Origin of the sequence: Streptomyces sp. NPDC088706 (assembly GCF_044752765.1) — a bacterium.
Classification (GTDB): domain Bacteria; phylum Actinomycetota; class Actinomycetes; order Streptomycetales; family Streptomycetaceae; genus Streptomyces.
Map to the genome: position 1 here is coordinate 86,465 of NZ_JBIVLW010000009.1, position 24,553 is coordinate 111,017.

19 protein-coding genes and 1 pseudogene are annotated in these 24,553 nt (G+C 72.8%); 8 read left to right on the forward strand and 12 right to left on the reverse strand.

Annotated features, from left to right (window positions below; translation table 11 throughout):
• Positions 1-7: 7 nt before the first annotated feature.
• Genes ACIQAK_RS21255 through ACIQAK_RS21265 form a run of 3 tightly spaced genes read right to left on the reverse strand, consistent with a single transcriptional unit; the run spans position 8 to position 2,436 of the window.
• Positions 8-910 carry an alpha/beta fold hydrolase gene (locus ACIQAK_RS21255; RefSeq protein ID WP_366390034.1) on the reverse strand — a complete coding sequence of 301 codons (903 nt, stop codon included), beginning with the start codon at positions 908-910 and terminating at the stop codon, positions 8-10.
• A gap of 21 nt (positions 911-931) precedes the next feature.
• Complete coding sequence (locus ACIQAK_RS21260) at positions 932-2,206, reverse strand: beta-ketoacyl-[acyl-carrier-protein] synthase family protein (protein WP_366390033.1); 1,275 nt, start codon at positions 2,204-2,206, stop codon at positions 932-934.
• Positions 2,203-2,436, reverse strand: a complete 234-nt coding sequence (locus tag ACIQAK_RS21265) for an acyl carrier protein (RefSeq protein ID WP_366390032.1) — start codon at positions 2,434-2,436, stop codon at positions 2,203-2,205. The genes ACIQAK_RS21260 and ACIQAK_RS21265 overlap by 4 nt, the downstream gene beginning before the upstream one ends.
• 237 nt (positions 2,437-2,673) lie before the next feature.
• Between ACIQAK_RS21265 and ACIQAK_RS21270 the strand changes: the two genes are divergently transcribed.
• The 3 genes and pseudogenes from ACIQAK_RS21270 to ACIQAK_RS21280 all read left to right on the forward strand — a co-directional run bounded on the left by ACIQAK_RS21270 (position 2,674) and on the right by ACIQAK_RS21280 (position 5,748).
• Positions 2,674-3,120, forward strand: coding sequence for a nitroreductase family deazaflavin-dependent oxidoreductase (locus ACIQAK_RS21270; protein ID WP_366390031.1), 447 nt, complete (start codon positions 2,674-2,676; stop codon positions 3,118-3,120).
• A 79-nt stretch (positions 3,121-3,199) separates the two neighbouring features.
• Positions 3,200-3,932 (forward strand): annotated as a pseudogene (locus ACIQAK_RS21275) (nitroreductase family protein).
• 262 nt (positions 3,933-4,194) lie between these two features.
• Positions 4,195-5,748 (forward strand): peptidoglycan-binding protein, encoded by a 1,554-nt coding sequence (locus ACIQAK_RS21280; RefSeq protein ID WP_366390030.1) that lies wholly within the window; start codon positions 4,195-4,197, stop codon positions 5,746-5,748.
• A gap of 113 nt (positions 5,749-5,861) precedes the next feature.
• On the opposite strand, the gene ACIQAK_RS21285 is transcribed toward ACIQAK_RS21280, so the two are convergent.
• The 5 genes from ACIQAK_RS21285 to ACIQAK_RS21305 form a co-directional block, all read right to left on the reverse strand.
• Positions 5,862-7,004 (reverse strand): XdhC/CoxI family protein, encoded by a 1,143-nt coding sequence (locus ACIQAK_RS21285; RefSeq protein WP_366390029.1) that lies wholly within the window; start codon positions 7,002-7,004, stop codon positions 5,862-5,864.
• Positions 7,005-7,048: 44 nt separating this feature from the next.
• On the reverse strand, positions 7,049-8,506 hold the full coding sequence (locus ACIQAK_RS21290) for an NCS2 family permease (RefSeq protein ID WP_366390028.1): 1,458 nt from the start codon (positions 8,504-8,506) through the stop codon (positions 7,049-7,051).
• Positions 8,507-8,838: 332 nt separating this feature from the next.
• The gene (locus tag ACIQAK_RS21295) at positions 8,839-11,343 is read right to left on the reverse strand and encodes a molybdopterin cofactor-binding domain-containing protein (RefSeq protein WP_366390027.1); all 2,505 of its coding nucleotides are present in this window, start codon (positions 11,341-11,343) and stop codon (positions 8,839-8,841) included.
• The gene (locus ACIQAK_RS21300; RefSeq protein WP_366390026.1) at positions 11,340-11,939 is read right to left on the reverse strand and encodes a (2Fe-2S)-binding protein; all 600 of its coding nucleotides are present in this window, start codon (positions 11,937-11,939) and stop codon (positions 11,340-11,342) included. The genes ACIQAK_RS21295 and ACIQAK_RS21300 overlap by 4 nt, the downstream gene beginning before the upstream one ends.
• Before the next feature lie 2 nt (positions 11,940-11,941).
• Entirely contained in the window at positions 11,942-12,832 is an 891-nt protein-coding gene (locus tag ACIQAK_RS21305; RefSeq protein ID WP_366390025.1) for a xanthine dehydrogenase family protein subunit M, read from the reverse strand.
• 303 nt (positions 12,833-13,135) lie between these two features.
• Here ACIQAK_RS21305 and ACIQAK_RS21310 point away from each other — a divergent pair, with 303 nt between their 5' ends.
• Entirely contained in the window at positions 13,136-14,911 is a 1,776-nt protein-coding gene (locus ACIQAK_RS21310; protein ID WP_366390024.1) for a PucR family transcriptional regulator ligand-binding domain-containing protein, read from the forward strand.
• Between the two features lie 163 nt (positions 14,912-15,074).
• Entirely contained in the window at positions 15,075-15,857 is a 783-nt protein-coding gene (locus ACIQAK_RS21315; protein ID WP_366390023.1) for a hypothetical protein, read from the forward strand.
• Between the two features lie 52 nt (positions 15,858-15,909).
• Here the strand turns inward: ACIQAK_RS21315 and ACIQAK_RS21320 are convergent, their stop codons facing one another.
• Positions 15,910-16,698: a GntR family transcriptional regulator gene (locus ACIQAK_RS21320; protein WP_366390022.1), complete on the reverse strand. Its 789-nt coding sequence runs from the start codon at positions 16,696-16,698 to the stop codon at positions 15,910-15,912.
• A 147-nt stretch (positions 16,699-16,845) separates the two neighbouring features.
• Here ACIQAK_RS21320 and ACIQAK_RS21325 point away from each other — a divergent pair, with 147 nt between their 5' ends.
• On the forward strand, positions 16,846-17,694 hold the full coding sequence (locus ACIQAK_RS21325; RefSeq protein ID WP_366390021.1) for a (2Fe-2S)-binding protein: 849 nt from the start codon (positions 16,846-16,848) through the stop codon (positions 17,692-17,694).
• Positions 17,695-17,886: 192 nt separating this feature from the next.
• Entirely contained in the window at positions 17,887-18,987 is a 1,101-nt protein-coding gene (locus ACIQAK_RS21330) for a DUF2637 domain-containing protein (RefSeq protein ID WP_366390020.1), read from the forward strand.
• 45 nt (positions 18,988-19,032) lie between these two features.
• Here ACIQAK_RS21330 and ACIQAK_RS21335 read toward each other — a convergent pair whose 3' ends face one another.
• The 3 genes from ACIQAK_RS21335 to ACIQAK_RS21345 all read right to left on the reverse strand — a co-directional run bounded on the left by ACIQAK_RS21335 (position 19,033) and on the right by ACIQAK_RS21345 (position 23,187).
• Positions 19,033-19,395, reverse strand: a complete 363-nt coding sequence (locus tag ACIQAK_RS21335; RefSeq protein ID WP_366390132.1) for an ATP-binding protein — start codon at positions 19,393-19,395, stop codon at positions 19,033-19,035.
• 317 nt (positions 19,396-19,712) lie between these two features.
• Positions 19,713-21,455, reverse strand: coding sequence for a pyruvate dehydrogenase (locus ACIQAK_RS21340; protein ID WP_366390019.1), 1,743 nt, complete (start codon positions 21,453-21,455; stop codon positions 19,713-19,715).
• 115 nt (positions 21,456-21,570) lie between these two features.
• Complete coding sequence (locus ACIQAK_RS21345; protein WP_366390018.1) at positions 21,571-23,187, reverse strand: protein phosphatase 2C domain-containing protein; 1,617 nt, start codon at positions 23,185-23,187, stop codon at positions 21,571-21,573.
• A 362-nt stretch (positions 23,188-23,549) separates the two neighbouring features.
• On the opposite strand from ACIQAK_RS21345, the gene ACIQAK_RS21350 reads away from it, so the two are divergent.
• The gene (locus tag ACIQAK_RS21350; protein WP_366390017.1) at positions 23,550-24,542 is read left to right on the forward strand and encodes a helix-turn-helix domain-containing protein; all 993 of its coding nucleotides are present in this window, start codon (positions 23,550-23,552) and stop codon (positions 24,540-24,542) included.
• Positions 24,543-24,553 lie beyond the last annotated feature (11 nt).

Sequence of the window (24,553 nt, forward strand, 5' to 3'; positions counted from 1 at the left end):
CGGACTCTCAGGTCCGGCCCGCCGGGGCACCCGCCTGACGCGGCAGCGTGACCGGGCCGGCCGAAGGCGTCCCCTCCAGGAAGAACCCTGACACCAGCTCCGCCACCTCGACGGCCCGCTCCAGCACCACCCAGTGGTCGGACTCCGGAACCGTCAGGAACCGGCTGCCCTCGATCGTCCCCGCGAACTCCCGCTGCCGCTCCGGCGAGGTCACCGTGTCGTGCTCCCCGGCGAAGACCAGCGCCGGTACGCCGCTCAGCCCGCCGGAGAAGTCCGGCCGGTCGGCCAGCGCCCGGTAGAGCGAGTCCGCCGCGTGCGGCGAGTGGGTGAGCGCGTGCAGGAACGATCGGCGCACATAGCGTCGGGCCAACTCCCGTCGGTGTACCGGCCGTTCGGGGTCCAGACACATCAATGCGTCGGCGGCCAGCGCCGCGAACCCGTCCAGGTCCCCGCCCGCCAGCAGTTGCCGGGCCCGCTCCCAGCGGTCCACCTGGGCCTCGTCGATATGCGTCGGTACGCCGCCGAGGACGAGCCGGGCCACCCGCTCGGGATGGTGCTGGGCGAAGCCGAAGGCGATGGCGGTGCCGTAGGAGAAGCCGAAGAGGTTCAGCCGGGGGATGCCGAGGTCGTCGGCGATCGCAAGGACGGCCCGGCGCAGCAGGCCGGCGCTGGGGCCGGGCGGGAGGGGGTCGGCGGAGCCCATGCCGGGCAGGTCGGCGGTGACCACGTCGGTGGCCGGCCCCAGGTGGTCGTCCATCTGGGGCCAGCCGTACATGCCCTGGAGGGCGCCGCCGAGGACGAGCGCCGGTTCGGTGGCGGGGTCCGCTCCGCCGCTGCGGTCGTACGGCAGGACGCGATAGCCGTAGCGCACTCCGTCCACCGACAGCGTCCGGATGATCTCCTGGGGCATGGTTCCCCAACTCCCTTCCGGTCAGGCCCTGGTGAGGACGAGCGCCGCGTTGTGGCCGCCGAAGCCGAGCGAGGTCTTGACGGCGCAGTCGAAGGCGGCGCCGCGGGCCTCCTTGGCGACGATGTCCATCGGGATCCGCGGGTCGGGGGCGTCCAGGTTGACGGTGGGCGGGACGAGTTGGTGCTGGAGGGCCAGCACGGTCAGCGCGGCCTCGATGCCGCCCGCCGCGCCGAGGGTGTGCCCGGTCATCGCCTTGGTGGAGGTCACCAGCGGGCGTTCGCCGAGGACGCGGCGGAGCATGGTCGCCTCGATGAGGTCGTTGGAGAGCGTGGAGGTGCCGTGCGCGTTGACGTGTCCGACGTCGGCCGGACGGAGCCCGGCGTCCGCGAGGGCGGTGCGCAGGGCGCGTTCGATGCCGAGGCCGTCGGGGTCGGGCGCTACGGCGGAGTGGGCGTCGCTGGAGGCCCCGTAACCGCTCACGCGGGCACGGACGGTGGCGCCGCGGGCGCGGGCGTGCTCGGGGTGCTCCAGGACGAGGAGGCCGGCGCCCTCGCCGACGACGAAGCCGTCGCGGTGGCTGTCGAAGGGGCGGCAGGCGGCCGTGGGGTCCTCGCGGCGGGTGGAGACGGCCTTGAGGCTGCAGGCGCTGGCGATCAGGAGGCGGCTGCAGGTGGATTCGGCGCCGCCCGCGATGACGATGTCGCAGGCCCCGGAGCGGAGCATCTGGTGGGCGGTGCCGATGGCGACGGTGCCGGAGGAGCAGGCGGTGGAGACGGCCTGGCTGGGCCCCTGTACGCCGAGGTCCAGACTGACGCTGCTGGCGGCGCCGTTGACGACGCTGAGGGGGGCGAGCTTCGGGGAGACCCGGCGGGCGCCGCGGCCGGTGAGGACGGCGTGCTGCTCGTCGTAGAACGGCAGCCCGCCGTGGGCCGAGCCGATGACGATGCCGACCCGGCCGCTGTCCCAGACCGCCGGGTCGAGCCCGGCGTCCGCGACGGCCTCGCGGGCGGCGATGACGGCGAGCTGGGCGAAACGGTCCATCAGCCGCTGGGCGGCCACCCCGAGCACGGCCTGCGGGTCGCAGTCGGTGACGGAGTAGAAGAAGTCGCAGGGCAGCTCGGCCAGTTCGGGCCTGGGGCCGACGGACGGGGCGAGGCCCTCGGTGACGCCGTGCCAGGCCGCCCGCACGCCGGTACCGGCCGCGGTGACCAGGCCGACCCCGGTGACGGCGGCGGCGAACGGGGCGAGCGGCGTGCGGCGGTAGGCCCCGGGCGCGGGGGCCGTGGCGGCGCTCATGCGGTGGCCTTGACGTGGACGACCTCGATCAGCCGGCCGAGGGTGTCGCGCGAGGTGAGCGCGACATCCTCCAGGTCGACGTCCAGCCGGTCCTCGATGAGCAGCCGCAGCTCCTCCAGGGCGAGGGAGTCCAGCCGCAGCCGGTGGAGCGGAACGTCGGGGCGGATGGCCTCGGGGTCGGTTCCGAACTTCGCTACCAGCAGGGCGCTGATCTCTTCCGAGGTTCTCATTGGCGCTCCTGGGCTCAGTGACGCGGTGACGCCGGCCGCGCGTTGGGGGTGAGGTGGGATGGGCCATCGGGGGACGCCGGCTGCTCCGGAAGGACCCTTTATACGCCTTCACCGAGGGGTTCCCGGCCCGCGTTCCCCCGTGCGGTGGGAGGGCTGTCCAGGTGTACGAATCCCCCGGTACGGCCGGACGGGGGTGCAGGATGGGGGGACGGACCGTACGAGGAGAAGGAGAGGCCCATGGCGGCGGAAGCGGACGGCGCGGCGCAGGTCGAGGTCAGCCCCACCGGCTGGGTGGCCCGCCAGGCGGAGCTGTACGAGTCGTCCGGCGGCACGAAGGGCACGACCCAGCTCGGGGTCCCCTGTCTGCTGCTGGACTACGTCGGGCGGCGCAGCGGGACCGTGCGGCGCACGGTGCTGATGTACGGGCGGGACGGCGAGGACTACCTGATCGTGGCCTCCAACGGCGGCTCGGACCGCCCGCCGTTGTGGTACCTGAACCTGCGGGCGAACTCCGAGGTCGAGCTGCGGGTGGGGACCGAGCGCTTCCCGGCTCTCGCGGCGACGCTCCCGGCCGAGGAGAAGGCCCGGGTCTGGCCACGCCTGGTGGAGCTGTTCCCGCGCTACGCGCAGTACCAGGCGGGCACCGAACGCGACATCCCGGTGGTCCGGCTGACGAGGCGCTGACCGGCGGGTCCCTCGCGGTGGCGGACGGCCCGTCAGCCCCCCTTATGGAGCGGCGGTCCGGTCCGTAAACTCCGCGATCATGACGACAGAACCGGTTCAGCACGACCCGTCCGCCCTCGGCGGCCCCGCCCTCTTCGACACCATGTCCACCATGCGCGCCATGCGCCGCCTCAAGCCGGAGCCCGTGCCGGACGAGCTGATCGACCAGCTCATACAGGCGGCCGTCTGGGGGCCCAGCGGCGGCAACATGCAGTGTTACGAGTACGTCGTGGTGACCGACCGCGAGGTGATGGCCCGGCTCGCCCCGCTGTGGAAGCGGTGCGTCGACTCCTACCTCGTCGACGACCGGGAAGTACGCGCCGAAGGGCATGGACGACGCGGCGTACGGGCGGATGGTGGCGGCCATCGAGTACCAGCGCGACCACTTCGCCGACACCCCGGTGCTGGTCGTGCCGTGCTACCGCTTCCCGGAGCCGCGGCTGGACGAGGAGGGCCTGATCGCCTCCGCGCAGGCGCTCGGACCCGCGGCGTCCGAGCGGATGATGACCTCGCAGACGCGGTTCCAGGCGCTGGCGGAGGGTTCCTGCGTCTACCCGGGCGTCCAGAACCTGCTGCTCGCCGCCCGGGGCCTGGGGCTCGCGGCGAACATCACCATCTGGCACCTGTTCCTGGAGCAGGAGTGGAAGCAGGAGCTCGGTATCCCGCAGGACATGGCGACGTTCGCCGCCGTTCCGGTGGGCTGGCCGCAGGGCAATTTCGGTCCGGTGCGGCGCCGTCCGGTGGCGGACGTCATCCACCGGAACCGCTGGTAGCCAGGACGGGGCCGATCGGCCCATCACACCCCCTGCCGGGTGATACACCCCGTCACCCGACAGGCCCCAACGGACCGTCAACTCCCCCTGTTCTGAGGCTGGTTGCTGGACACGCCGACAGCCGGCCAGCATGGTCATGCCGTTCTCACCCCTCTAGCCTGGGTGCGCTCGCAGCCCCTCGGTCCTTCCCCCCAGGGCCGAGGGCTTCTCTCTTCTCCTCCCGCGGACTTCCCCACAGATTCCCCCCAGAGCAGGAGCACCCATGCCCAGAAGCCCCGTCGCCCGCACCCGGGCCCGCGCGTCCGTCCTGGCCGCCCTCACGGCCACGGCCCTGGTCGCGACCGGACACCCGGCGACCGCCGCCCCCGCCCCGCCCACCGCCGAACCGCTGAACCGCGCCTTCGACCGGGCCGCGCGGGAGTACGGCGTACCGCGCGATCTGCTGGCCGCCGTCGGCTACGGCGAGAGCCGGTTCGACGGCCACGCGGGGCAGCCCAGCCAGGCCAACGGCTACGGCGTGATGCACCTGGCCAGCAACCCCGAGAACCGCTCCCTGGAGAAGGCCGCGGCCCTGACCGGCGAGCCGGCCGACCGGCTGCGCCGTAACTCCGCGGCGAACATCCTCGGCGGCGCCGCCGTCCTGCGCGACCACGCCGACCGGCTCGGCCTGGACCGCGCGCAGCGGCGCGACGTGAACGCCTGGTACCCGGCGGTCGCCCGGTACAGCGAGGCCGAGGGACCGGCGGCGGCGCTCTACGCGGACACGGTGTTCACGTTCCTCGCCGAGGGCGTGACCGCGACGGCTCCCGGCGGCGAGAGGGTACGGGTCCCCTCCCGCCCGGTCGCCCCGGACAAGGCCGAGGTCTCCGCCGCCGGGGTCTACGCGCAGAGCCCCGACTACCCCTCGGCGCTCTGGGTCCCCGCATCCGCCCAGAACTACGCCACCGGGCGGACCGCGACCGTCGACAAGGTGGTCATCCACGTCACGCAGGGTTCGTACGCCGGTTCCATCAGCTGGTTCCAGAACCCGGCGTCCCAGGTCAGTGCCCACTACGTGATCCGCTCCTCGGACGGCGAGATCACCCAGACGGTCCGCGAGGCCGACACCGCGTGGCACGCCCGCAGCGCCAACTCCTCGTCCATCGGCCTCGAACACGAGGGGTACGTGGACAACCCGGCCTGGTTCACCGACGCGATGTACCGCTCGTCCGCCGCCCTGACCTCCCATCTCAGCGCGCGGTACGGCATCCCGAAGAACCGGACGCGCATCGTCGGCCACAGCGAGGTCCCCGGCAACGACCACACCGACCCCGGGGTGCACTGGGACTGGAACTACTACATGCAGCTGGTCGGGGGCGGCCCCGGCACCGGCGGCGACAGCCTGACCTTCCCCTCGTACACGCTCCAGCAGTCGGGGTCCTCGGGCCCGCAGGTGAAGGCCGTCCAGCAGCTGCTCAACGCCCAGGGGTACCCGGCGGGCACCGCCGACGGCGTCTTCGGTCCGGCCACCAGGACCGCCACCCAGGCGTTCCAGCGGGCCCGCTCCCTCACCGCCGACGGCGCGGTCGGCCCGAAGACCTGGGCGGCCCTGCTCTCCGCCGGCACCACCCCGGCCCTGGCCCGCGGCAGCTCCGGCGACGCGGTGAAGCGCCTCCAGCGCTCCCTGACGGCGGCGCTCGGTACCACGGTGGGCGTGGACGGCGGTTTCGGCCCGACGACGGAGAGCGCCGTACGCTCCTTCCAGACCAGCCGCGGCCTGGACGCCGACGGCAAGGTGGGCCCGGCCACGTGGGGGGCGCTGCAGGCGGGGCGCTGAGGCGGGGACACGACCGTGAGCCGGTGTGACCCGGGGGGCTCCCTGGGTCACACCGGCTCAGCGGGATGCCGGCCCGCCGTGACGGTTGCCCGCCCGGCGTCGACCGGGGTGTCTCAGGCCACCGAGGCGAGCGGCTGGCCGCCGCTGTCGTGGTGGATGGGGGTGTGGGCCCCGGTGAGCGGTGTGCCGCTGCCGCCGCGCCGCACCGCGACGATCTCGGCCGCGATGGACAGGGCCGTCTCCTCCGGCGTACGGGCTCCGAGGTCGAGGCCGATCGGCGAGTGCAGCCGGGACAGTTCGCGGTCGGTGAGGCCGACCTCGCGCAGTCGGTCGTCGCGCTCCAGGTGGGTGCGGCGCGAGCCCATCGCGCCGACGTAGGCGACCGGGAGGCGCAGTGCGGCCTCCAGCAGCGGTACGTCGAACTTGGCGTCGTGGGTGAGGACGCAGAGCACCGTACGGGCGTCGGTGGCGGTCTGTGCGAGGTAGCGGTGGGGCCAGTCGACGACGATCTCGTCGGCGTCGGGGAAGCGCGCCGCGGTGGCGAAGACCGGTCGGGCGTCGCAGACGGTGACCCGGTAGCCGAGGAACTTCCCGGCCCGGACCAGCGCGGCGGCGAAGTCGATGGCGCCGAAGACGATCATGCGGGGCGGCGGAACGCTGGACTCGACCAGGAGCTGGACCGGCCGGCCGCAGCGGGAGCCCTCCGCGCCGATGGCGAGCGGCCCGGTGCGGCCCGCGTCCAGCAGGACCCTGGTCTCGGCCGCGGCGGTCCGGTCGAGCGCCGGGTGGCCGCCGAGCCCGCCCTCGTAACTCCCGTCGGCCCGGACCAGGAGCGGGAGCCCGAGCAACTCCTCGGGCCCGTCCGTGACACGGGCCAGGGCGGCCGCCGTCCCCTCGGCGGCGGCCGCGAGCGCGGCGGCGAACACCGGCCGGGCGGGATCGCCCACCCGTACCGGTGTGACCAGGATGTCGATGACGCCGCCGCAGGTCAGGCCGACCGCGAAGGCGTCCTCGTCGCTGTAGCCGAAGCGCTCGCGGACGGACTTCCCGTCCTCGACGGCCTGTTGGCACAGTTCGTAGACCGCGCCCTCCACACATCCGCCGGAGACCGAACCGATCGCCGTACCGTCGCGGTCGACGGCGAGGGCCGCACCCGGCTGCCGGGGCGCGCTGCCGCCGACCGCCACCACGGTGGCGACGGCGAACTCGCGTCCCTGCGAGACCCACCGGTTCAGCTCTTCGGCGATGTCCAGCATGGCGTGTCTCCTTAGGTGAAAGGGGGGAGGGCGAACGGCGACCGTCAGTGGACGCCGAGCCAGCTCTCGATCGGGTTGAGGGCGAAGAAGACGAGGAAGATCACGGTCAGCCCCCACATGAAGGCCCCGACCTCGCGGGCCCTGCCCTGGGCGAGCTTGATGGCGGAGTAGGCGATGACGCCCGCGGCGACACCGGTGGTGATGGTGTACGTGAAGGGCATCAGGACCACGGTCAGGAAGACCGGGATGGCGACGGAACGGTCGCTCCAGTCCACGTGCCGGGCGTTCTGCATCATCATCGCGCCGATGACGACGAGGGCGGCGGAGGCCACCTCGGTCGGCACGATCGCGGTGAGCGGGGTGAAGAAGAGGCAGGCGGCGAAGAAGAGGCCGGTGACGGCGGAGGCCAGCCCGGTCCGGGCCCCCTCGCCGACCCCGGTGGCCGACTCGACGAAGACCGTCTGGCCGGAGCCCGAGGCGACACCGCCGATGACGCCGCCGGCGCCGTCGATGAACAGCGCCTTGGACAGGCCGGGCATCCGGCCCTTGTCGTCGGCGAGCTCGGCCTCGGTGCCGACGCCGATGATGGTGGCCATCGCGTCGAAGAAGCCGGCCAGGACCAGGGTGAAGACGATCATGCCGACGGTCATCACGCCGACGTCGCCCCAGCCGCCGAACTCGACCTCGCCGAAGAGCGAGAAGTCGGGGGCGGAGACCGCGCTGCCGTCCAGAGCCGGCGGGCCGCTGCTCCACGCCTTCTCGTCGATGTCGGCGACCGCGTTGACGACCAGGGCGATCAGGGTGCCGACGATGATGCCGATCAGGATCGCGCCGGGGATGTTGCGCGCCTGGAGCATGAAGATGAGGAGCAGGGTCACGCAGAAGATCAGGACGGGCCAGCCCGCGAGTTCACCGGCCGGGCCGAGGGAGACGGGGGTCGCCACACCCTGGTGGACGAATCCGGCCTTGTAGAGGCCGATGAGGGCGATGAAGAGCCCGATGCCCATGGTGATGCCGTGCTTGAGCGCGAGCGGGATGGCGTTCATGATCATCTCGCGGAGGCCGGTGACCACCAGGAGGCAGATCACCACACCGTAGATCACACACATGCCCATGGCCTGCGGCCAGGTCATGTTCGGCGCGACCTGCGAGGCGAGCACACCGGAGACGCTGAGCCCGGCGGCGAGCGCCAGGGGCACCTTGCCCACGAACCCCATGAGCAGGGTCGTCGCGGCAGCCGCGAAGGCGGTGGCGGTGATCAGTCCCGGCTGGCTGAGGAGGTTGCCGTTGACGTCCTCCCCGCCGAGGATCAGCGGGTTGAGCAGGAGGATGTACGCCATGGCCATGAAGGTCGTGACGCCGCCACGCACCTCGCGCGCGACCGTGGAGCCTCGTTCGGATATGTGGAAGTAGCGGTCGAGCCACGATCTTCCGGCGGGGACGCGCGAGCCGGGGCCCGCGGCCTCCGCGCTGGTCTTTGGTTCCACTGACTGCTGGGTCATGATGCCTGACTCCCAAGGTTCACAGGGGCACCCGCTTGGAGATTCCTGAATGCGGGATTTGGGATGACTGCGTCGGCTGCACGACCCGGGGACGGCCGGGGCGGACTGTTGAAGCAGATACGGATGTGCCGGCGGCACGGATGATCCGTGAGGCGTTGCCGTGCCGGTCGGGCACGGCGAAGAACCGCGAGCGGTGCGGTGCTCGGTGTCTCCGGGCGGTGCGGGATGCGGAGAAGTGTGACGTTCTCGGCTCAGCACACCGCCCGGAGAGTCGGGGGGGGCCGCTCGGAGGCCGCCGGGTGACGACCGGTGGGAGATCACCCGGCGGGCTCTCAGGTACCGGTGAGGTGCTCGGGGCGTACCGGTGTCCTGTTGAGCTCAAGGCCCGTCGCGTTCCGGATCGCCGCGAGGACGGCCGGGGTGGACGACAGGGTGGGGGCCTCGCCGATGCCGCGCAGCCCGTACGGGGCGTGCTCGTCGGCGAGTTCGAGCACGTCGACCGGGATGGTCGGCGTGTCGAGGATGGTGGGGAGCAGGTAGTCCGTGAAGGACGGGTTGCGTACCTTCGCGGTCTTCGGGTCGACGATGATCTCCTCCATCACGGCGACGCCCATGCCCTGGAGGGTGCCGCCCTGGATCTGGCCGAGGACGGAGAGCGGGTTGAGCGCCTTGCCGACGTCCTGCGCGCAGGCCAGTTCGATGACCTTGACCAGGCCGAGCTCGGTGTCGACCTCGACGACCGCGCGGTGCGCGGCGAAGGAGTACTGGACGTGGCCGTTGCCCTGTCCGGTGCGCAGGTCGAACGCCTCGGTGGGGCGGTGGCGCCACTCCAGCTCGATGTCGATCGCCTCGTCCTCCAGGACGTCGGCCAGGTCGGCGAGGATCTCGCCGCCGTCGGTGACGACCTTGCCGCCTTCCAGGAGGAGTTCGGCGGTGGCCCAGGCCGGGTGGTAGGTGCCGAACTTGGCGCGGCCGAGCTCCAGCACCTTCTCCCGTACGGCTTCGCAGGAGTTCTTGACCGCGCCGCCGGTGACGTACGTCTGGCGGGAGGCGGAGGTCGATCCGGCGGAGCCGACCCGGGTGTCGGCGGGGTGGATGGTGACCTGGTTGACCCCGAGTTCGGTACGGGCGATCTGGGCGTGCACGGTGACGCCGCCCTGGCCGACCTCGGCCATCGCGGTGTGCACGGTGGCGACCGGCTCGCCGTTGATGACCTCCATCCGCACGCGAGCGGTGGAGTAGTCGTCGAAGCCCTCGGAGAAGCCGACGTTCTTCAGGCCGACCGCGTAGCCGATGCCGCGGACGACGCCTTCGCCGTGGGTGGTGTTGGAGAGCCCGCCGGGCAGCGCCCGGATGTCGACGGAGGTGCCTTCGCTGCCCGCCGACAGCCACTCCTGCTCGGGCGGCAGCGGCCGGGACTTGACCCGGCGCAGCAGCTCGGCGACCGGGGCCGGAGAGTCGCAGGGCTGGCCGGTGGGCAGCAGGGTGCCCTGTTCCATGGCGTTGAGCTGGCGGAACTCCACCGGGTCCATGTCCAGCTTCGCGGCGAGCTTGTCCATCTGCGCCTCGTAGGCGAAGCACGCCTGGACCGCGCCGAAGCCGCGCATCGCGCCGCAGGGCGGGTTGTTGCTGTAGAGGGCGATCGCCTCGATGTCGACGTCCTCGATCTTGTACGGGCCGACCGAGAGCGAGGAGGCGTTGCCGACGACCGCCGGGGAGGCGGAGGCGTAGGCGCCGCCGTCCAGGACGATGCGGCACTTCATGTGCGTGAGCTTGCCGTCCTTGGTGGCGCCGTGCTCGTAGGTGAGCTTGGCCGGGTGCCGGTGGACGTGTCCGAAGAAGGACTCGAACCGGTTGTAGACGATCTTGACCGGTTTGCCGGTGCGGAGCGCCAGCAGGCAGGCGTGGATCTGCATCGAGATGTCCTCGCGGCCGCCGAAGGCCCCGCCGACGCCGGAGAGCGTCATGCGGACCTTCTCCTCGGGCAGGCCGAGGACGGGGGCGATCTGGCCGAGGTCCGAGTGCAGCCACTGGGTGGCGACGTACAGCTCGACACCGCCGTCCTCCGAGGGCACGGCGAGACCGGACTCGGGGCCGAGGAAGGCCTGGTCCTGCATGCCGAAGGTGTACTCGCCCCTGACGATGACGTCGGCGCGCTCGGCGGCCGCGTCGGCGTCGCCGCGGATGATCGGCTGGCGGTGCACGATGTTGGGGTGCGGGACGTGGCCGATGTGGTGGTCGTCGCGGCCCTCGTGCACGAGCACGGCGTCGGGGGCGGTCGCCGAGGCCTCGTCGGTGATGAGGGGCAGCTCCCGGTACTCGATCCTGATCTTGGCGGCGGCGCGGCGCGCGGTCTCCGGGTGGTCGGCGGCGACGATGGCGACCGGCTCACCGTGGTGGCGGACCTTGCCGTGGGCGAGAACCGGGGTGTCCTGGATCTCCAGGCCGTAGTTCTTCATCTCGGCGGGCAGGTCGTCGTAGGTCATCACCGCGTAGACGCCGGAGGTCGCCAGCGCCTCGGAGGTGTCGATGGAGACGATCTCGGCGTGCGCGACGGTGGAGCGCAGCGTCTGGCCCCACAGCATGTCCTCGTGCCACATGTCGGAGGAGTACGCGAACTCCCCGGTGACCTTCAGCGTCCCGTCGGGGCGGAGCGTGGACTCGCCGATGCCGCCCTTGGTGGGTGAACCCTGGGTGATCTTGGTGGGGGTTCCGGCCGGTACGGTCTGGGCCTTGGGCACCGTGGCTTCGGGGCGCGTCGTGGCTTCGGGGCGCGTCGTGGCTTCGGGGCGCGTCGTGGCTTCGGGGCGCGTCGTGGCTTCGGGGTGCGTCGTCATGACTGGACCGCCTCTCCCTGGCGGGCGGCCGCGAGGCGGACCGCGTCGAGGATCTTCTCGTACCCCGTGCAGCGGCACAGGTTGCCGGAGAGCGCCTCGCGGATGTCCTGGTCGGACGGGGAGGGGCTGTTCTCCAGCAGTTCGTCGGCGGCGACCAGCAGGCCGGGGGTGCAGAAGCCGCACTGGACGGCTCCGGCGTCGATGAACGCCTGCTGGATCGGGGAGAGCGCGGCGGCCTCGCCGGTCTGGCCGTCGGTGGGCTTGGACTGCCAGCGCTTGGCGACGTCCAGGCTGGTGCCGCAGGCACCGGAGGCGCAGCCGTCGCCGGGGTGGGCGTCCTCGCGGTGCCTGGCGTAGTCGGCCAGGCCCTCGACCGTGACGACCTCGCGGTCCTGGACCTGGCCGGCGGCGACGAGGCACGCGCAGACCGGGACGCCGTCGAGGCGGACCGTGCAGGACCCGCACTCGCCCTGCTCGCAGGCGTTCTTGGAACCGGGCAGCCCCATACGCTCACGCAGCACGTAGAGAAGGGACTCGCCCTCCCACACGTCGTCGGCTTCCTGCGGACGGCCGTTGACCGTGAAATTGACTCGCATGGTTACGCAGCTCCTTCCAGCGTGCGGCCCGCACCGCGGTACTGCTCCCAGGTCCAGCCGAGCGTGCGGCGGGCCATGATGCCGACCGCGTGCCTGCGGTACTTCGCCGTGCCCCGTACGTCGTCGATCGGGTTGCAGGCGCCGGAGGCCAGCGCGGCGAACTGCTTGGCGATCGCGGGGGTGATGATCTTGCCGCTCTCCCAGAACCCGCCCTCCTTCAGCGCGGCGTTCAGGAAGGCCTCGGCCTCCTTGGCCCGGATGGGGGTCGGGGCGGCGGAGCCGATGCCGGTGCGCACGGTGCGGGTCTCGGGGTGCAGCGCGATACCGAACGCGCAGACGGCGATGACCATGGCGTTGCGGGTGCCGACCTTGGAGTACTGCTGGGGCCCGTCGGCCTTCCTGATGTGCACGGCGCGGATTAGCTCGTCCGGCTCCAGGGCGTTGCGCTTGACGCCTGTGTAGAAAGCGTCGATGGGAATCAGCCGCGTTCCGCGTACGGATTCGGCCTCCACCTCGGCCCCCGCGGCGAGCAGCGCCGGGTGGGCGTCACCGGCGGGCGACGCGGTGCCCAGGTTGCCTCCGACACCGCCGCGGTTGCGGATCTGCGGGGATGCGACGGTGTGCGAGGCGAGCGCCAGACCGGGCAGCTCGGCGCGCAGGTGTTCCATGATGTCGCTGTACGGCACCGAGGCGCCCAGCCGTACGCTCTCCTGGCCCACCTCCCACTCGGACAGCTCACCGATGCGGTTCAGGTCCAGGAGGTACTCGGGCCGCCGGTGGTCGAAGTTGATCTCGACCATCACATCCGTGCCGCCCGCGATGGGCACAGCCGTGGGGTGCTCGGCCTTGGCGGCGAGCGCCTCCTCCCAGCTGGCGGGGCGAAGGAAGTCCATGAGTGGCTCTCTTCTTCTCAATCGGGTCGTTCACCAGGGCTGGGGACGGCCGGCCCTCGACTGGCTCGTATGGCTCGTTCATGTGGTGTTCATGTGGTGTGTGGCCCAGTACACAAGCCAGGACCCGGCGGGTGCAGTCACCGAAACACTGAAGGAGTTGGCTGGTCTCCGTCCTCGTCTTGTAGATTCGAACGAATGGCGGGGATCAGTAACCTCGCCGCAATTCACAGGTACCCGTTCCCCCGTCCACCCCTCCTTCACCCACCTGCTCCCACCCCTACGGAAAAGATCGGCGGCGACGAGATGCGGCTGCGCGCACTGCTGGAGACCGACGCGCTGGGCCTGCGGCTGCTCGGCGGCGAGGACGAACTGGACCGCACGGTCCGGGGCGTCATGACGACCGACCTGCGCGACCCCAGCCGCTATCTCTCCGGCGGCGAGCTGGTGCTGACGGGTCTCGCCTGGCGCCGGGACGCGGGCGACTCCGAGCCGTTCGTCCGGATCCTGGCGGGCGCCGGGGTGGCCGGGCTCGCGGCGGGTGAGGCGGAGCTCGGCGACATCCCCGCCGACCTCGTCGAGGCGTGTCTCCAGCACCGCCTCCCGCTCTTCGCGGTGCACGAGACGGTGGCGTTCGCAACGATCACCGAGCACGTCGTACGCCAGGTCTCCGGCGAGCGGGCGGGCGATCTGGCGGCCGTGGTGGACCGCCACCGCCGGCTGATGACGTCGGGTCCGGCGGGCGGCGGCCCCGAAGTGGTCCTGGACCTCCTCACCTCCGACCTGGACCTGCGGGCCTGGGTCCTCTCCCCCACCGGTCGGCAGGTCGCCGGGGCGGGCACACCGCTGCCCGGTCAGCTGGGCGCGACCCTGGCCGGACACCACTTGGCGGCGACCCGCACCGGACGCCGGGGCCCGTACCGGGCGGCCGTCGCCGGTACGACGTATTCCCTCTTCCCGATCCGCAACACCGGGCGGGGCGCGGTCCCGGCCGCCCGGGACGTCCGGGAGTCGGTGCTCTCCGACTGGCTGCTCGCCGTCGAGGCGGACGCCTCGGACTGGCCCGCCGCGCGGCTCGACCTGCTCCAGGGCGTCACCCAGCTGATCGCGGTCGAACGCGACCGCCGCGACGCGGCCCGTACGGTACGCCGACGGCTCGCCCAGGAGGTCCTGGAGCTGGTCCAGGCAGGCGCCGCCCCGGCGGAGATCGCGGCCCGGCTGCGGGTCGCCGCACCGGTCCTGCTGCCGGGGCTCGGCGTGGCCCCGCAGTGGCAGGTCGTGGTGGCCCGGGTCGACTGGACCGCCGCGGACGCGGGAGGACCGGGCGGCGTCCCGGGTGACATCGCGGGCGGCCCGGTCGCCCAGGCGCTGCTGGAGGAGATCCTCGTCGACCCGGCGGTCAGCGGCCCCGACTCCGCCGACCGCATCGCCGTCGCCCACACGGGCGAGGAGGCCATCGCCCTGGTACCCCTGCCGGCCGTGCCCGCCCCCCGCCCGGAAACGGTAGGCGACCCCACCGACAGCGACACCGGCACCGCCGCACCGGAGACCGGGACCGGCGGGGCCGCCCCCGAGGCACAGGGCCCCGCGCTGCACGCCGACGCGCTGCTCACCGCCGTACGCGAACCGCTCTCGGCGGGACTCGCCGACGACGGGCGGCTGACCCTGGGTGTCAGCGCTGCCGTGCACTCGGCCGAAGGGCTGCGCGGCGCGCTGGAGGAGGCCCGGCACGCCCGCCGGGTGGCGGCGGCCCGTCCGGGGCGGGTCTGCGCGGCCGGCCACCACGAGCTGGCCTCGCACGTGCTGCTGCTGCCGTTCGTCCCCGACGACGTCCGCCGGGCCTTCACCGCCCGGCTGCTGGACCCGCTGCGCGACTACGACCGGCGCCACCGCGCGGAGCTGATCGAGACGCTGGAGGCCTTCCTGGACTGCGACGGCTCCTGGACCCGCTGCGCGGCCCGGCTCCACCTCCACGTCAACACGCTGCGCTACCGCGTCGGACGTATCGAGCAGTTGACGGGCCGTGACCTTTCGCGGCTGGAGGACAAGCTCGACTTCTTCCTCGCCCTGCGGATGAGCTGACCCCCGGGCCCCGCCGGAGGGCGGCCCCTCTCCCCCTGTTTGTGAATTCCTTCACCTGACATCGGTCGGACCCCTTGGCCCGGCGTGCCGATCCGTGCTGAGATGCGGCCAGACTCAACAGCACAATGGCGCGCTCGGGGAGGGCAATGTGGCGCATACCGCCATGTCTGGTTCCGGAACGACAGCAGATGACGAGCCGCCGCTCCAGACAGCGGTATGGCGGCTGAGGTCCCGCGCCTGTTGGACGGACGCGGCCGCCCTGCTGGAGCCGCACGCGGCGAGCGACCCGGCGGCGGCGCTCCAGCGCACCGCCCTGCTGACCGAGCGGTGCCTCTACACCGGCGAGGGCTGGACCGACGCCGAGGACGCGCTGCGCGGCGCGGAGGCGCTGGCCCGCAGCGATGACGAGCGCGGCGGGGCCGCCTGCGAACGGGGCCATCTCGCGTACGCCTCGACCCTCCTGGGCGTACGGGACCGGGCCGACGAGGCGAGCGTCGCGCTGAGCCGGGCGGCGGCGCTGCTGGCGCCCACCGCCCCCGGACGGCCGCTGCTGGACTTCCGGCGCGGGCTGATCGCCCAGAACATCGCGGACTCCCCGCAGTCCGCGCGGGCCGCCTACCGCAGGGCGCACGCGGGTGCGGATACGCGCGGCGACGCGCTGCTGCTCTCCTTCACCTGGCGCCAGCTCGCCTCCCTCGCCCTCCAGGAGGGCGAGCTGGCCGAGGCCCGGCACGGGTTCGCGGAGTCGCTGCGGATACGCGAGGAACTGGGCTATCTGGTGGGTACGGCCCCGGCGCTGATCTCGCTGGCGGAGGCGGAGCCCGAGCCGGAGGCGGCCCGGCTGCGCGCGGAGGCGGGCCGGCTGTTCCGGCTGCTCGGCGGGGTGCCGACCTGGCTGGCGCCGCACATCGCACTGCCCGGGCCCCGGCCGGCGGCGGCGAGCTGAGGACCGGTGCGCCCGCCCCGCCCCTCGGGGCGGGGGGCGCACAACGGGCCGGTCAGCCGTCCGCGCCGGTGAAGTGCTCCCGGACGAGGGCCTGCACGACGGCCAGGTCCTGGGCGATCAGGGCGTCGAGCAGCGCGGTGTGTTCAGCGGCGTCCGCCAGCAGGTCGGCCCGGCGGGTGGCGGGGCCGGCGACCAGCGGCCACTGCGAACGGCGGTGCAGTTCCTCGGCGATCGCCACCAGCTGCTCGTTGCCCGACAGCGTGAGCACGGCCCGGTGGAAGGCCCGGTCGCACTCGGCGTAATTCGCCCGGTCCCCCACCGCCGCCGCCGCGACCGTCGCGTCGGCCAGCGGGCGCAGCGCGCCCCACCGTTCCGCCGGGACGGTGCGGGCCAGTCGCAGCATCACCGGTACCTCGATCAGGGCACGTACCTCGGCCAGCTCCGCCAGCTCGCGGGGGCCGCGCTCGCTGACCCGGAAGCCGCGGTTCGGCACCACCTCGACGGCGCCCTCGGTGGCCAGCTGCTGCATCGCCTCGCGCACCGGGGTCGCGGAGACCCCGAAGCGGGCGCCGAGCGCCGGGGCGGAGTAGACCTGGCCGGGGACCAGCTCACCGTCGACGAGAGCGGCGCGCAGGGCCTGGAGGACCTGGCCCCGGACGGAGTGGCGGACCACCCGCGGCGCGTTCGGCTCGCCGTGGGTGTGCTCGCCCCGGGCCGTTGCCCCGTCCCGCGGACGGTCGCCGCACATCTGTTCGGGCGCCCGGCCGGTCGCCGGGGTGCCCGCGTACGCGCCGGGCGCGTACGACGGCCGTACGCCCTCTCGCGCGCTGCCCTGCTCCACCCGGACCTCCTCGGCCTGCCGCGCGGGCCGGCTCGCGTGCGCCCGGTCCCACGTGCACGATAGAGGGAGGTGGCCGCAGTTCAAACATCGATCGCGTCGGGTAAGGTAAGCCTTACCTGCTAACGATCCCGATTCGGCGGTCCCCGCATGACCCTCACTCCGCTGCTCACCGGCGCCGCGACGTCTCCCGTGACCGTCGCGTACGACCGTCTGACCGAGGTCTTCCCCGGGCTGCGCGCCGAGGTGCTCGGCGAGGGCATGAGCACCCCCTCCGGCGTCGGCTGGGTCGGCGCGGCCGAGCTGGCCGCGGGCGGTCCGGCCCTGGACGCCTTCCTGGCCTGGGACGATGCCCAGGTGCTGCGGGACTACGGACAGCAGGCCCGCCCCGACGTGGTGGCCAGCTTCGGCCTCCACCGGTACGCCTGGCCCGCCTGCCTGCTGGTGACCGTGCCCTGGTTCCTGCAGCGCCGGGTGCCGCGTATCCCCGTCGAGGACGTCGCCTTCCAGCGGGCACTGGGACATCTGACCGTGCGGGTCCGTGAGTTCGCCTGCCTGCCGGACGACCCGGCGGCCTCCCTGCCCGGCGCCCGGGTGGTCCCGGACGAGGCCGCGCTGCGCGGCGAGGTCCTGGCCTCCCTCACCGGGCACCTGGAGCGGGTGCTGGAGGGGTTCGGGCCGCGTATGCGGCGGGGGAAGCGGGCGCTGTGGGGCATGGCGACGGACGAGATCGTCGAGGGCCTGTGGTACGTCGCGCACCTGCTCGGCGAGGAGCGCCGCGCGATGGCCGAGCTGGAGCTGCTGCTCCCCGGCACCACGAAGCCGTACATCGGCACCGCGGGCTTCCGCGAGCTGACCGGGCCCGAGGGCCAGTCGCTGCCGACCCGGGACCGGGCGAGCTGCTGCCTCTTCTACACCCTGCGTCCCGAGGACACCTGTGTGACCTGCCCGCGCACCTGTGACGCGGACCGGGTGCGCAAGCTCGCCACCGCTTCCTGATCCACACCGCCCGTCCGGATGACGTGGAACCGAACGTGACTCGGCTTCTCCGTACGCCGGTTCGAGAATATTCCACCCATCGATAGCCTCTCCCACCCCCATGGCGTGCTCTTGTCCCGAAACCCCCGGAGCGGGACGGGAATTCCGTCACGATGGCGCACGAAACGCCCTACGTGATGCAAGGGACCGCGCATGAGACTGACCGACATATCGCTTGACTGGCTGCTTCCGGGAGCCGTTCTGCTCGTGGGGGTCATGGCGGCGGTGACGGTGGTCGCACGCGGCAGGCGTACCGCCGGCAAGGCCGCGGCCGACGACTCCTGGGAACGCAGCGAGGAGCGCCGCAGGCGCAAGGAAGCGCTGTACGCCACCGCCTCGTACGTCCTGCTGTTCTGCTGCGCGGCCGTCGCCGCCGCGCTCTCCTTCCACGGGCTCGTCGGCTTCGGCCGGCAGAACCTGAACCTCACCGGGGGCTGGGAGTACCTGGTCCCGTTCGGACTCGACGGCGCCGCGATGTTCTGTTCCGTGCTGGCCGTACGGGAGGCGAGCCATGGAGACGCGGCGCTCGGCTCCCGGCTCCTGGTGTGGACGTTCGCCGGGGCAGCCGCCTGGTTCAACTGGGTGCACGCCCCGCGGGGCATGGACCACGCGGGCGCTCCGCACTTCTTCGCGGGGATGTCCCTCTCGGCCGCGGTGCTCTTCGACCGCGCGCTGAAGCAGACCCGCCGGGCCGCGCTGCGCGAACAGGGCCTGGTGCCCCGTCCGTTGCCGCAGATCCGGATCGTCCGCTGGCTGCGGGCGCCCCGGGAGACCTTCGGCGCCTGGTCGCTGATGCTCCTGGAGGGCGTCCGCACGCTGGACGAGGCGGTGGACGAGGTACGGGAGGACCGGCGGGAGCAGGAACAGGACCGGCTGCGCCGCCGGGAGCAGGCCAAGCTGGACCGGGCCCACATCAAGGCGCTCAACCGGCAGAACCGCGCCTGGGGGCGCGGCCGGGGCGGCCACCAGGTGGACGTCCCCGCCCTCGCCCCGGCTTCGGGCGGCGCGGCGCCGCCCGTCGCGGAGCCCGCCATAGCCGAGCCGGGTCAGCTGCCTCTGCGACCCCGGCCATCCCTGCAAGCCGTCGGCCCGAAGCAGCCGGCGGACGGTTCGAGCGCCAGAAGTCTCGGCCCCTCGAACCCGGGAAGTGACCCCCGGGCGGTCGACCTCACCGCCGAGGACGACACCCAGACACTCCCCCGGCTCGACTCGCTGGAACAGAAACTGAAGGATCTGGAGCAGCAGTTCGGCTGAGCGTGCGGGTCGCTCACCCGCACGCACCGCGGCGAAGAGGCCCGTTCAGGCCCGCTCGCCGCGCAGCTCGAACCAGACCACCTTGCCCAGGGCCCGCGCCTCGACTCCCCAGGCGTCGGCCAGACTTCGCACCAGGATCAGCCCCCGGCCGTGCGTACCGTCGTCGGCGTTCGGTACGTACGGCGCGGGCAGGTCCGCCTCGAAGTCCTGGACCTCCACCCGCAGCGCCCCGGGCGTCGCCGTCGCGGTGACCACGGCCCCGTGCCGGGTGTGGATCAGCGCGTTGGTCACCAGCTCGCTCAGCAGCAGCTCCGCCGCGTCGATCTGTTCGGGGCCGGAGCGCTGTCGGAGGAACTCCCGTAATTCGTGCCGGACTTCTCCCACCGCCGACCGTTCCGTATGGCCCACTCTGCGGCGCATCCGGGCCGGCTGCTGCGCCTCGCCCGTTTGTCTGCGCCCCCGAGGGCCGCGCCCCTCGCCGGCCTGGGCCCGCTTCTGACGCTTCACCATGTCCCCCGCCCGCACAGCTGATCCGACCTCCTCGGTTCCAGCCGTCCGTCGAACGGCCTCACGGGATGCATGCCCCTGTGCGCACACGGTCACGCCTGTCGGGCGGCGGGACGAGCGCAGGCGGAGGCAGCGGGGGGCGCACGGGGAGACTCACCCCGCACACGCCCGCGGCGGTGCTCCCGGGCAGCGCCGGGGCGCATCAGGAACGGGGCGCATCAAGGGCGGGGTACGTTACGCAGGTTGGAGCGGGCCATCTGCAGCATCCGGCCCACGCCGCCGTCCAGCACGACCTTGCTCGCCGAGAGCGCGAAGCCGGTGACCATGTCGGCCTTGATCTTCGGCGGGATGGAGAGCGCGTTGGGGTCGGTCACCACATCGACGAGCGCCGGCCCCTTGTGCTTGAAGGCGTCCTTCAGCGCGCTCTGCAACTGCTTGGGCTTCTCGACCCGCACCCCGTACGCCCCACAGGCGCGGGCCACCGCGGCGAAGTCCGGGTTCTTGTTGGCGGTGCCGTAGGCCGGCAGTCCGCCGACCATCATCTCCAACTCCACCATGCCCAGCGAGGAGTTGTTGAACAGCACCACCTTCACCGGCAGGTCGTACTGGACGAGGGTGAGGAAGTCGCCCATGAGCATGGAGAATCCGCCGTCGCCCGACATCGCCACGACCTGCCGGTTCCGGTCGGTGAACTGGGCCCCGATCGCCTGGGGCAGCGCGTTGGCCATCGAGCCGTGGCTGAACGAACCGATCACCCGCCGCTTGCCGTTGGGCGTCAGATAGCGGGCGGCCCACACGTTGTTCATCCCGGTGTCGACGGTGAACACCGCGTCCTGGTCGGCCATCTCGTCCAGGACGGAGGCGACGTACTCGGGGTGGATCGGGGTGTGCTTCTCGACCTTGCGGGTGTACGCCTTGACGACGCCCTCCAGCGCGTCGGCGTGCTTCTTCAGCATCCGGTCGAGGAACTCGCGGTCGCCCCTGGGCTGCACCCGGGGCGTCAGGCAGCGCAGCGTCTCGCGCACATCGCCCCATACCGCGAGGTCCAGCTTGGAGCGCCGGCCCAGGTGTTCGGGACGGACGTCGACCTGGACGATCTTCACGTCGTCCGGGAGGAAGGCGTTGTACGGGAAGTCCGTGCCGAGCAGGATCAACAGGTCGCACTCGTGGGTCGCCTCATACGCGGCGCCGTAGCCCAGCAGCCCGCTCATGCCGACGTCGTAGGGGTTGTCGTACTGGATCCACTCCTTGCCGCGCAGCGCGTGCCCGACCGGGGACTTCACCTTCTCGGCGAACTCCATCACCTCGGCGTGCGCGCCCGCCGTGCCGCTGCCGCAGAACAGCGTCACCCGTTTCGCCTCGTCCACCATCCGGCAGAGCTTGTCGATCTCGTCGTCGCCGGGACGGACGGTCGGCCGTGAGGTGACGAGAGCGTGCTCGACGGTCTTCTCGGGGGCCTGCTTGGAGGCGATGTCGCCGGGCATGGAGACGACGCTGACGCCGCCGCGCCCGATGGCGTGCTGGATGGCCGTCTGGAGGAGGCGCGGCATCTGCTCCGGGTTGGAGATCATCTCGTTGTAGTGGCTGCACTCCTGGAAGAGCAGCTCCGGATGGGTCTCCTGGAAGTAGCCGAGCCCGATCTCGCTGGACGGAATGTGCGAGGCGAGGGCCAGGACCGGGGCCATCGAGCGGTGCGCGTCGTACAGGCCGTTGATGAGGTGCAGGTTGCCCGGACCGCAGGAGCCGGCGCAGGCCGCCAAGGACCCGGTGATCTGGGCCTCGGCTCCGGCGGCGAAGGCGGCGGTCTCCTCGTGCCGGACATGGATCCAGTCGATGGCCGAGTTGCGCCGAATGGCATCCACGACGGGGTTCAGGCTGTCGCCGACGACACCGTACAGGCGCTTGACGCCCGTCCTGGCGAGGATGTCGACGAACTGCTCCGCCACGTTCTGCTTGGCCATGGGTGCGCGCCTTTCCTGCCCGTGCTCCGTGCACTGTCGGTTGTCCGGACTCCGGAGGCCGAAACATCGGCCGGACGTACGGCCTCCGGAGTCCATCAACCCATGGCCCGCGCGGTTACGCCTCCCAGACCGCCGCGCAGGTGCGGTCGTCGGCGTACCCCTTGATCCGCAGCTGGGTGTCGGCGAGGAAGGCGGGCAGTCCGGGTGGTCCCGACGGCCCCCAGCGCTCGGCGAGTTCGTCGGGGAGCTCCGGCTCACCGCGCATCGGCTCGGCGAACCCGTTGCTACAGAGCAGCAGCGTGTCCCCCGGACGGGCCACGGAGGCCCGGAAGCGGAAGATCTCGGCGGGCGGCGGGGCGGGGCCGTCGCTGTACGGGGAGGGGGGCGTGGTGATCTGGAGGTCCATGGTCAGCCGGTCGCCGTCCGGGCTCTCCTCGCTCTCGCCGCCCGAGGAGGAGGAGGAGGAGGCCAGGTCCGGGATCGTGGGTTCAAGGTCCTGCCAGAGCCCGTCGCGGAGCCGGAACAGGCCGCCGCTGCCGACGCCGAAGAAGACCCGGGTGCGGCAGGCGGGGTCGGCGGAGAGCAGCAGGCACCGCAGGCTCGTGGTGTACTCCGCCGGTTCTCGGCCCAGTTCGGCGGCGCGGGCCCGGAGCCTGCCGTACGTACGGTCGGTGAGCCGGTGCAGCCCCGACTTCAGGTCGGCCCGGCGGCCGGCCCTTATGTCCTCGGAGAGCCGGGCGTGGCTGCGGGCCACGGCACCGCCGATCCAGCGGCAGGCGTCGGCCGCCGCGAGGTGCGCCTCCTCGCCGGCCCGCACACCGCCGGCCACGGCGACGAGCACGAGGGCGCTCTCCTCGGCCCCGAACCGGGCGGTGAGCAGCGCGTCGCGCCGAGGCTCGCCCCGGAACCGGGCGGAGTCGCCCCGCACGGAGGCGGCGCGCAGTGTGTACGTCCCGTACCGGGCGCCGTCCAGCACGGTGTCGGGGACCAGGGAGTCCAGGTTCTCCGAGGTGGCGGCGGGCAGGGCGGCGGGCTCGGCGTCGTAGGTGGGCGGCCGGTCCCCGAGGTGGTCGACGAGTGGGCGGGCCCCGCCGCCGCCGTCGGCCGGGGCGTCGCTCGCGGCCCAGTCCGGGGGGAGCTCACGCGGGGCGTCGGGATCGGCGACGGTGACGGTGGCGGGTTCGGTGACCGGTGGGGCGAGCGGCGGCTCGGGCTCGGGCGGCTTCGGCGCGGCGAAGGTGCGGGGGCCGGGCGGGCCTGCGGGGGCTTCCCAGGGGGCCGGGAAGACGGTGTTACGGGGTCCGGGGACGGCGGCCGGAGCCGCGTACGGCTCCGGCCGCGCTCCTGGCTCCGGCCCTGGCTCCGGTCCCAGCTCCGATCTCAGCTCAGGTGCCGGCCCCGGATCCGGCTGCGCTCTCACCTCAGATTCCGGCCCCGAACTCAGCTCCGGCTCCGGCCCCGGATCCGCTCTCAGCTCCGGTTTTGATCTCAGCCTCCGATCCGCCTCCGGCTCCGCTGCCGGTCCCGGCCACCGGTACGCGTCCCCGGCCGTCTCCGGGCCGGTGTCCCGCTGGTGGCCCACCGTTCCGCTCACGGTGTCCGACACGGAGTCGAAGCGGTCGTCGAGGCTGTCGGGCGCACTGCTCGGACCGGTGTCCGGGGCGGTCTCGTCGTACAGCTTCCGCCACCAGTCGTCCTCATGGGCGGCGGGCTTCTCCCCCTGCTGACTCATGCCCTTATTGTCCACCGCGGAGCCCGCCCGAAAACGGGGCATCCGGAAAAAGTGGCCCGGAATGAGGTCCGCCGGTCGGCCCCACCCCCCACGGGAAGGACGCCCGGCGGACCGGTCGGTGTGATCAGCGGATCACCGGTTCAGCGGCTCGGCGGATCAACGGACGGCATAGGAACGAAACACCCGAAGAGGCCGCGTTCCGGCAGTTGTTGATGCTGCGGTGGCGCCACAGTGGCAGAGGGGCCAGGGGTGCAGGGGATGATGTGCGCGGCGGGTTTGCGCCGTGGCCCTTTTCCGCCACGGCGCGAGCGGCCGGCACGGGCGCTGCGACGCGCGATCACCACACCGGGGAGGGTCGGGGAATGCTGGGTGCGATAGGTCTGGACGAGAGGCAGGAAGCCGCGTACCGCGCGCTCGTGGCGGCGGGGGCGGCGGAGCTCTCCGATCTCGCGCACCGGCTGTCCCTTCCGGAGGCGGACGCCGAGCGGGTGCTGCGGCGGCTGGAGCAGCAGGGGCTGGCCGCGCAGTCCTTGGCCCGGCCGGGCCGCTGGGTGGCGGCTCCGCCCGGAGTCGCGCTGGGGGCCCTGCTGATCCAGCAGCGCCACGAGCTGGAGCAGGCGGAGCTGGCGTCGGCGCTGCTGGCCGAGGAGTACCGGGCGGAGGCGAGCGAGCCCGAGGTGCACGACCTGGTGGAGGTGGTGACCGGGGCGGCGGCGGTCGTCCAGCGCTTCCACCAGTTGCAGCTGGGGGCGGCGTCCGAGGTGTGCGCCCTGGTCACCGGGAAGCCGGTCGCGGTGACCGGGATGGAGAACGAGTCCGAGGAGCGGGCGGCCTCGCGCGGGGTGGCCTACCGGGTGGTCGTCGAGCGCGAGGTGCTGTCGCTGCCGTCCGGGATCCGGGAGCTGTCGGCGGCGCTGAGCCGGGACGAGCAGTGCCGGGTGGTCGACCGGGTGCCGACGAAACTGGTGATCGCCGACGGAACCCTCGCCATGGTGCCGCTGACCGGGCGCGGCGCCGAGCCCGCCGCCCTGGTCGTGCACGCCAGCGGGCTGCTGGAGTCGCTGATGGGTCTCTTCGAGGCGGTGTGGCGGGAGGCCATGCCGTTGCGGCTCGGGGAGGGCGGTCGCGGGGTGCGCGAGGACGGTGTCGGGCCCGATCCGACGGACCTGGAGATCCTGTCCCTGCTGCTGACCGGGCTGACCGACGCGAGTGTGGCCAAGCAGCTGGAGCTGGGGCTGCGGACCGTGCAGCGCCGGGTCAAGGGGCTGATGGAGCTGACCGGGGTCTCCACCCGGCTCCAGTTGGGCTGGCATGCGTACGAGCGGGGCTGGGTGGCCCGTACTTCGTCCGGCTGAGACGTCATCGG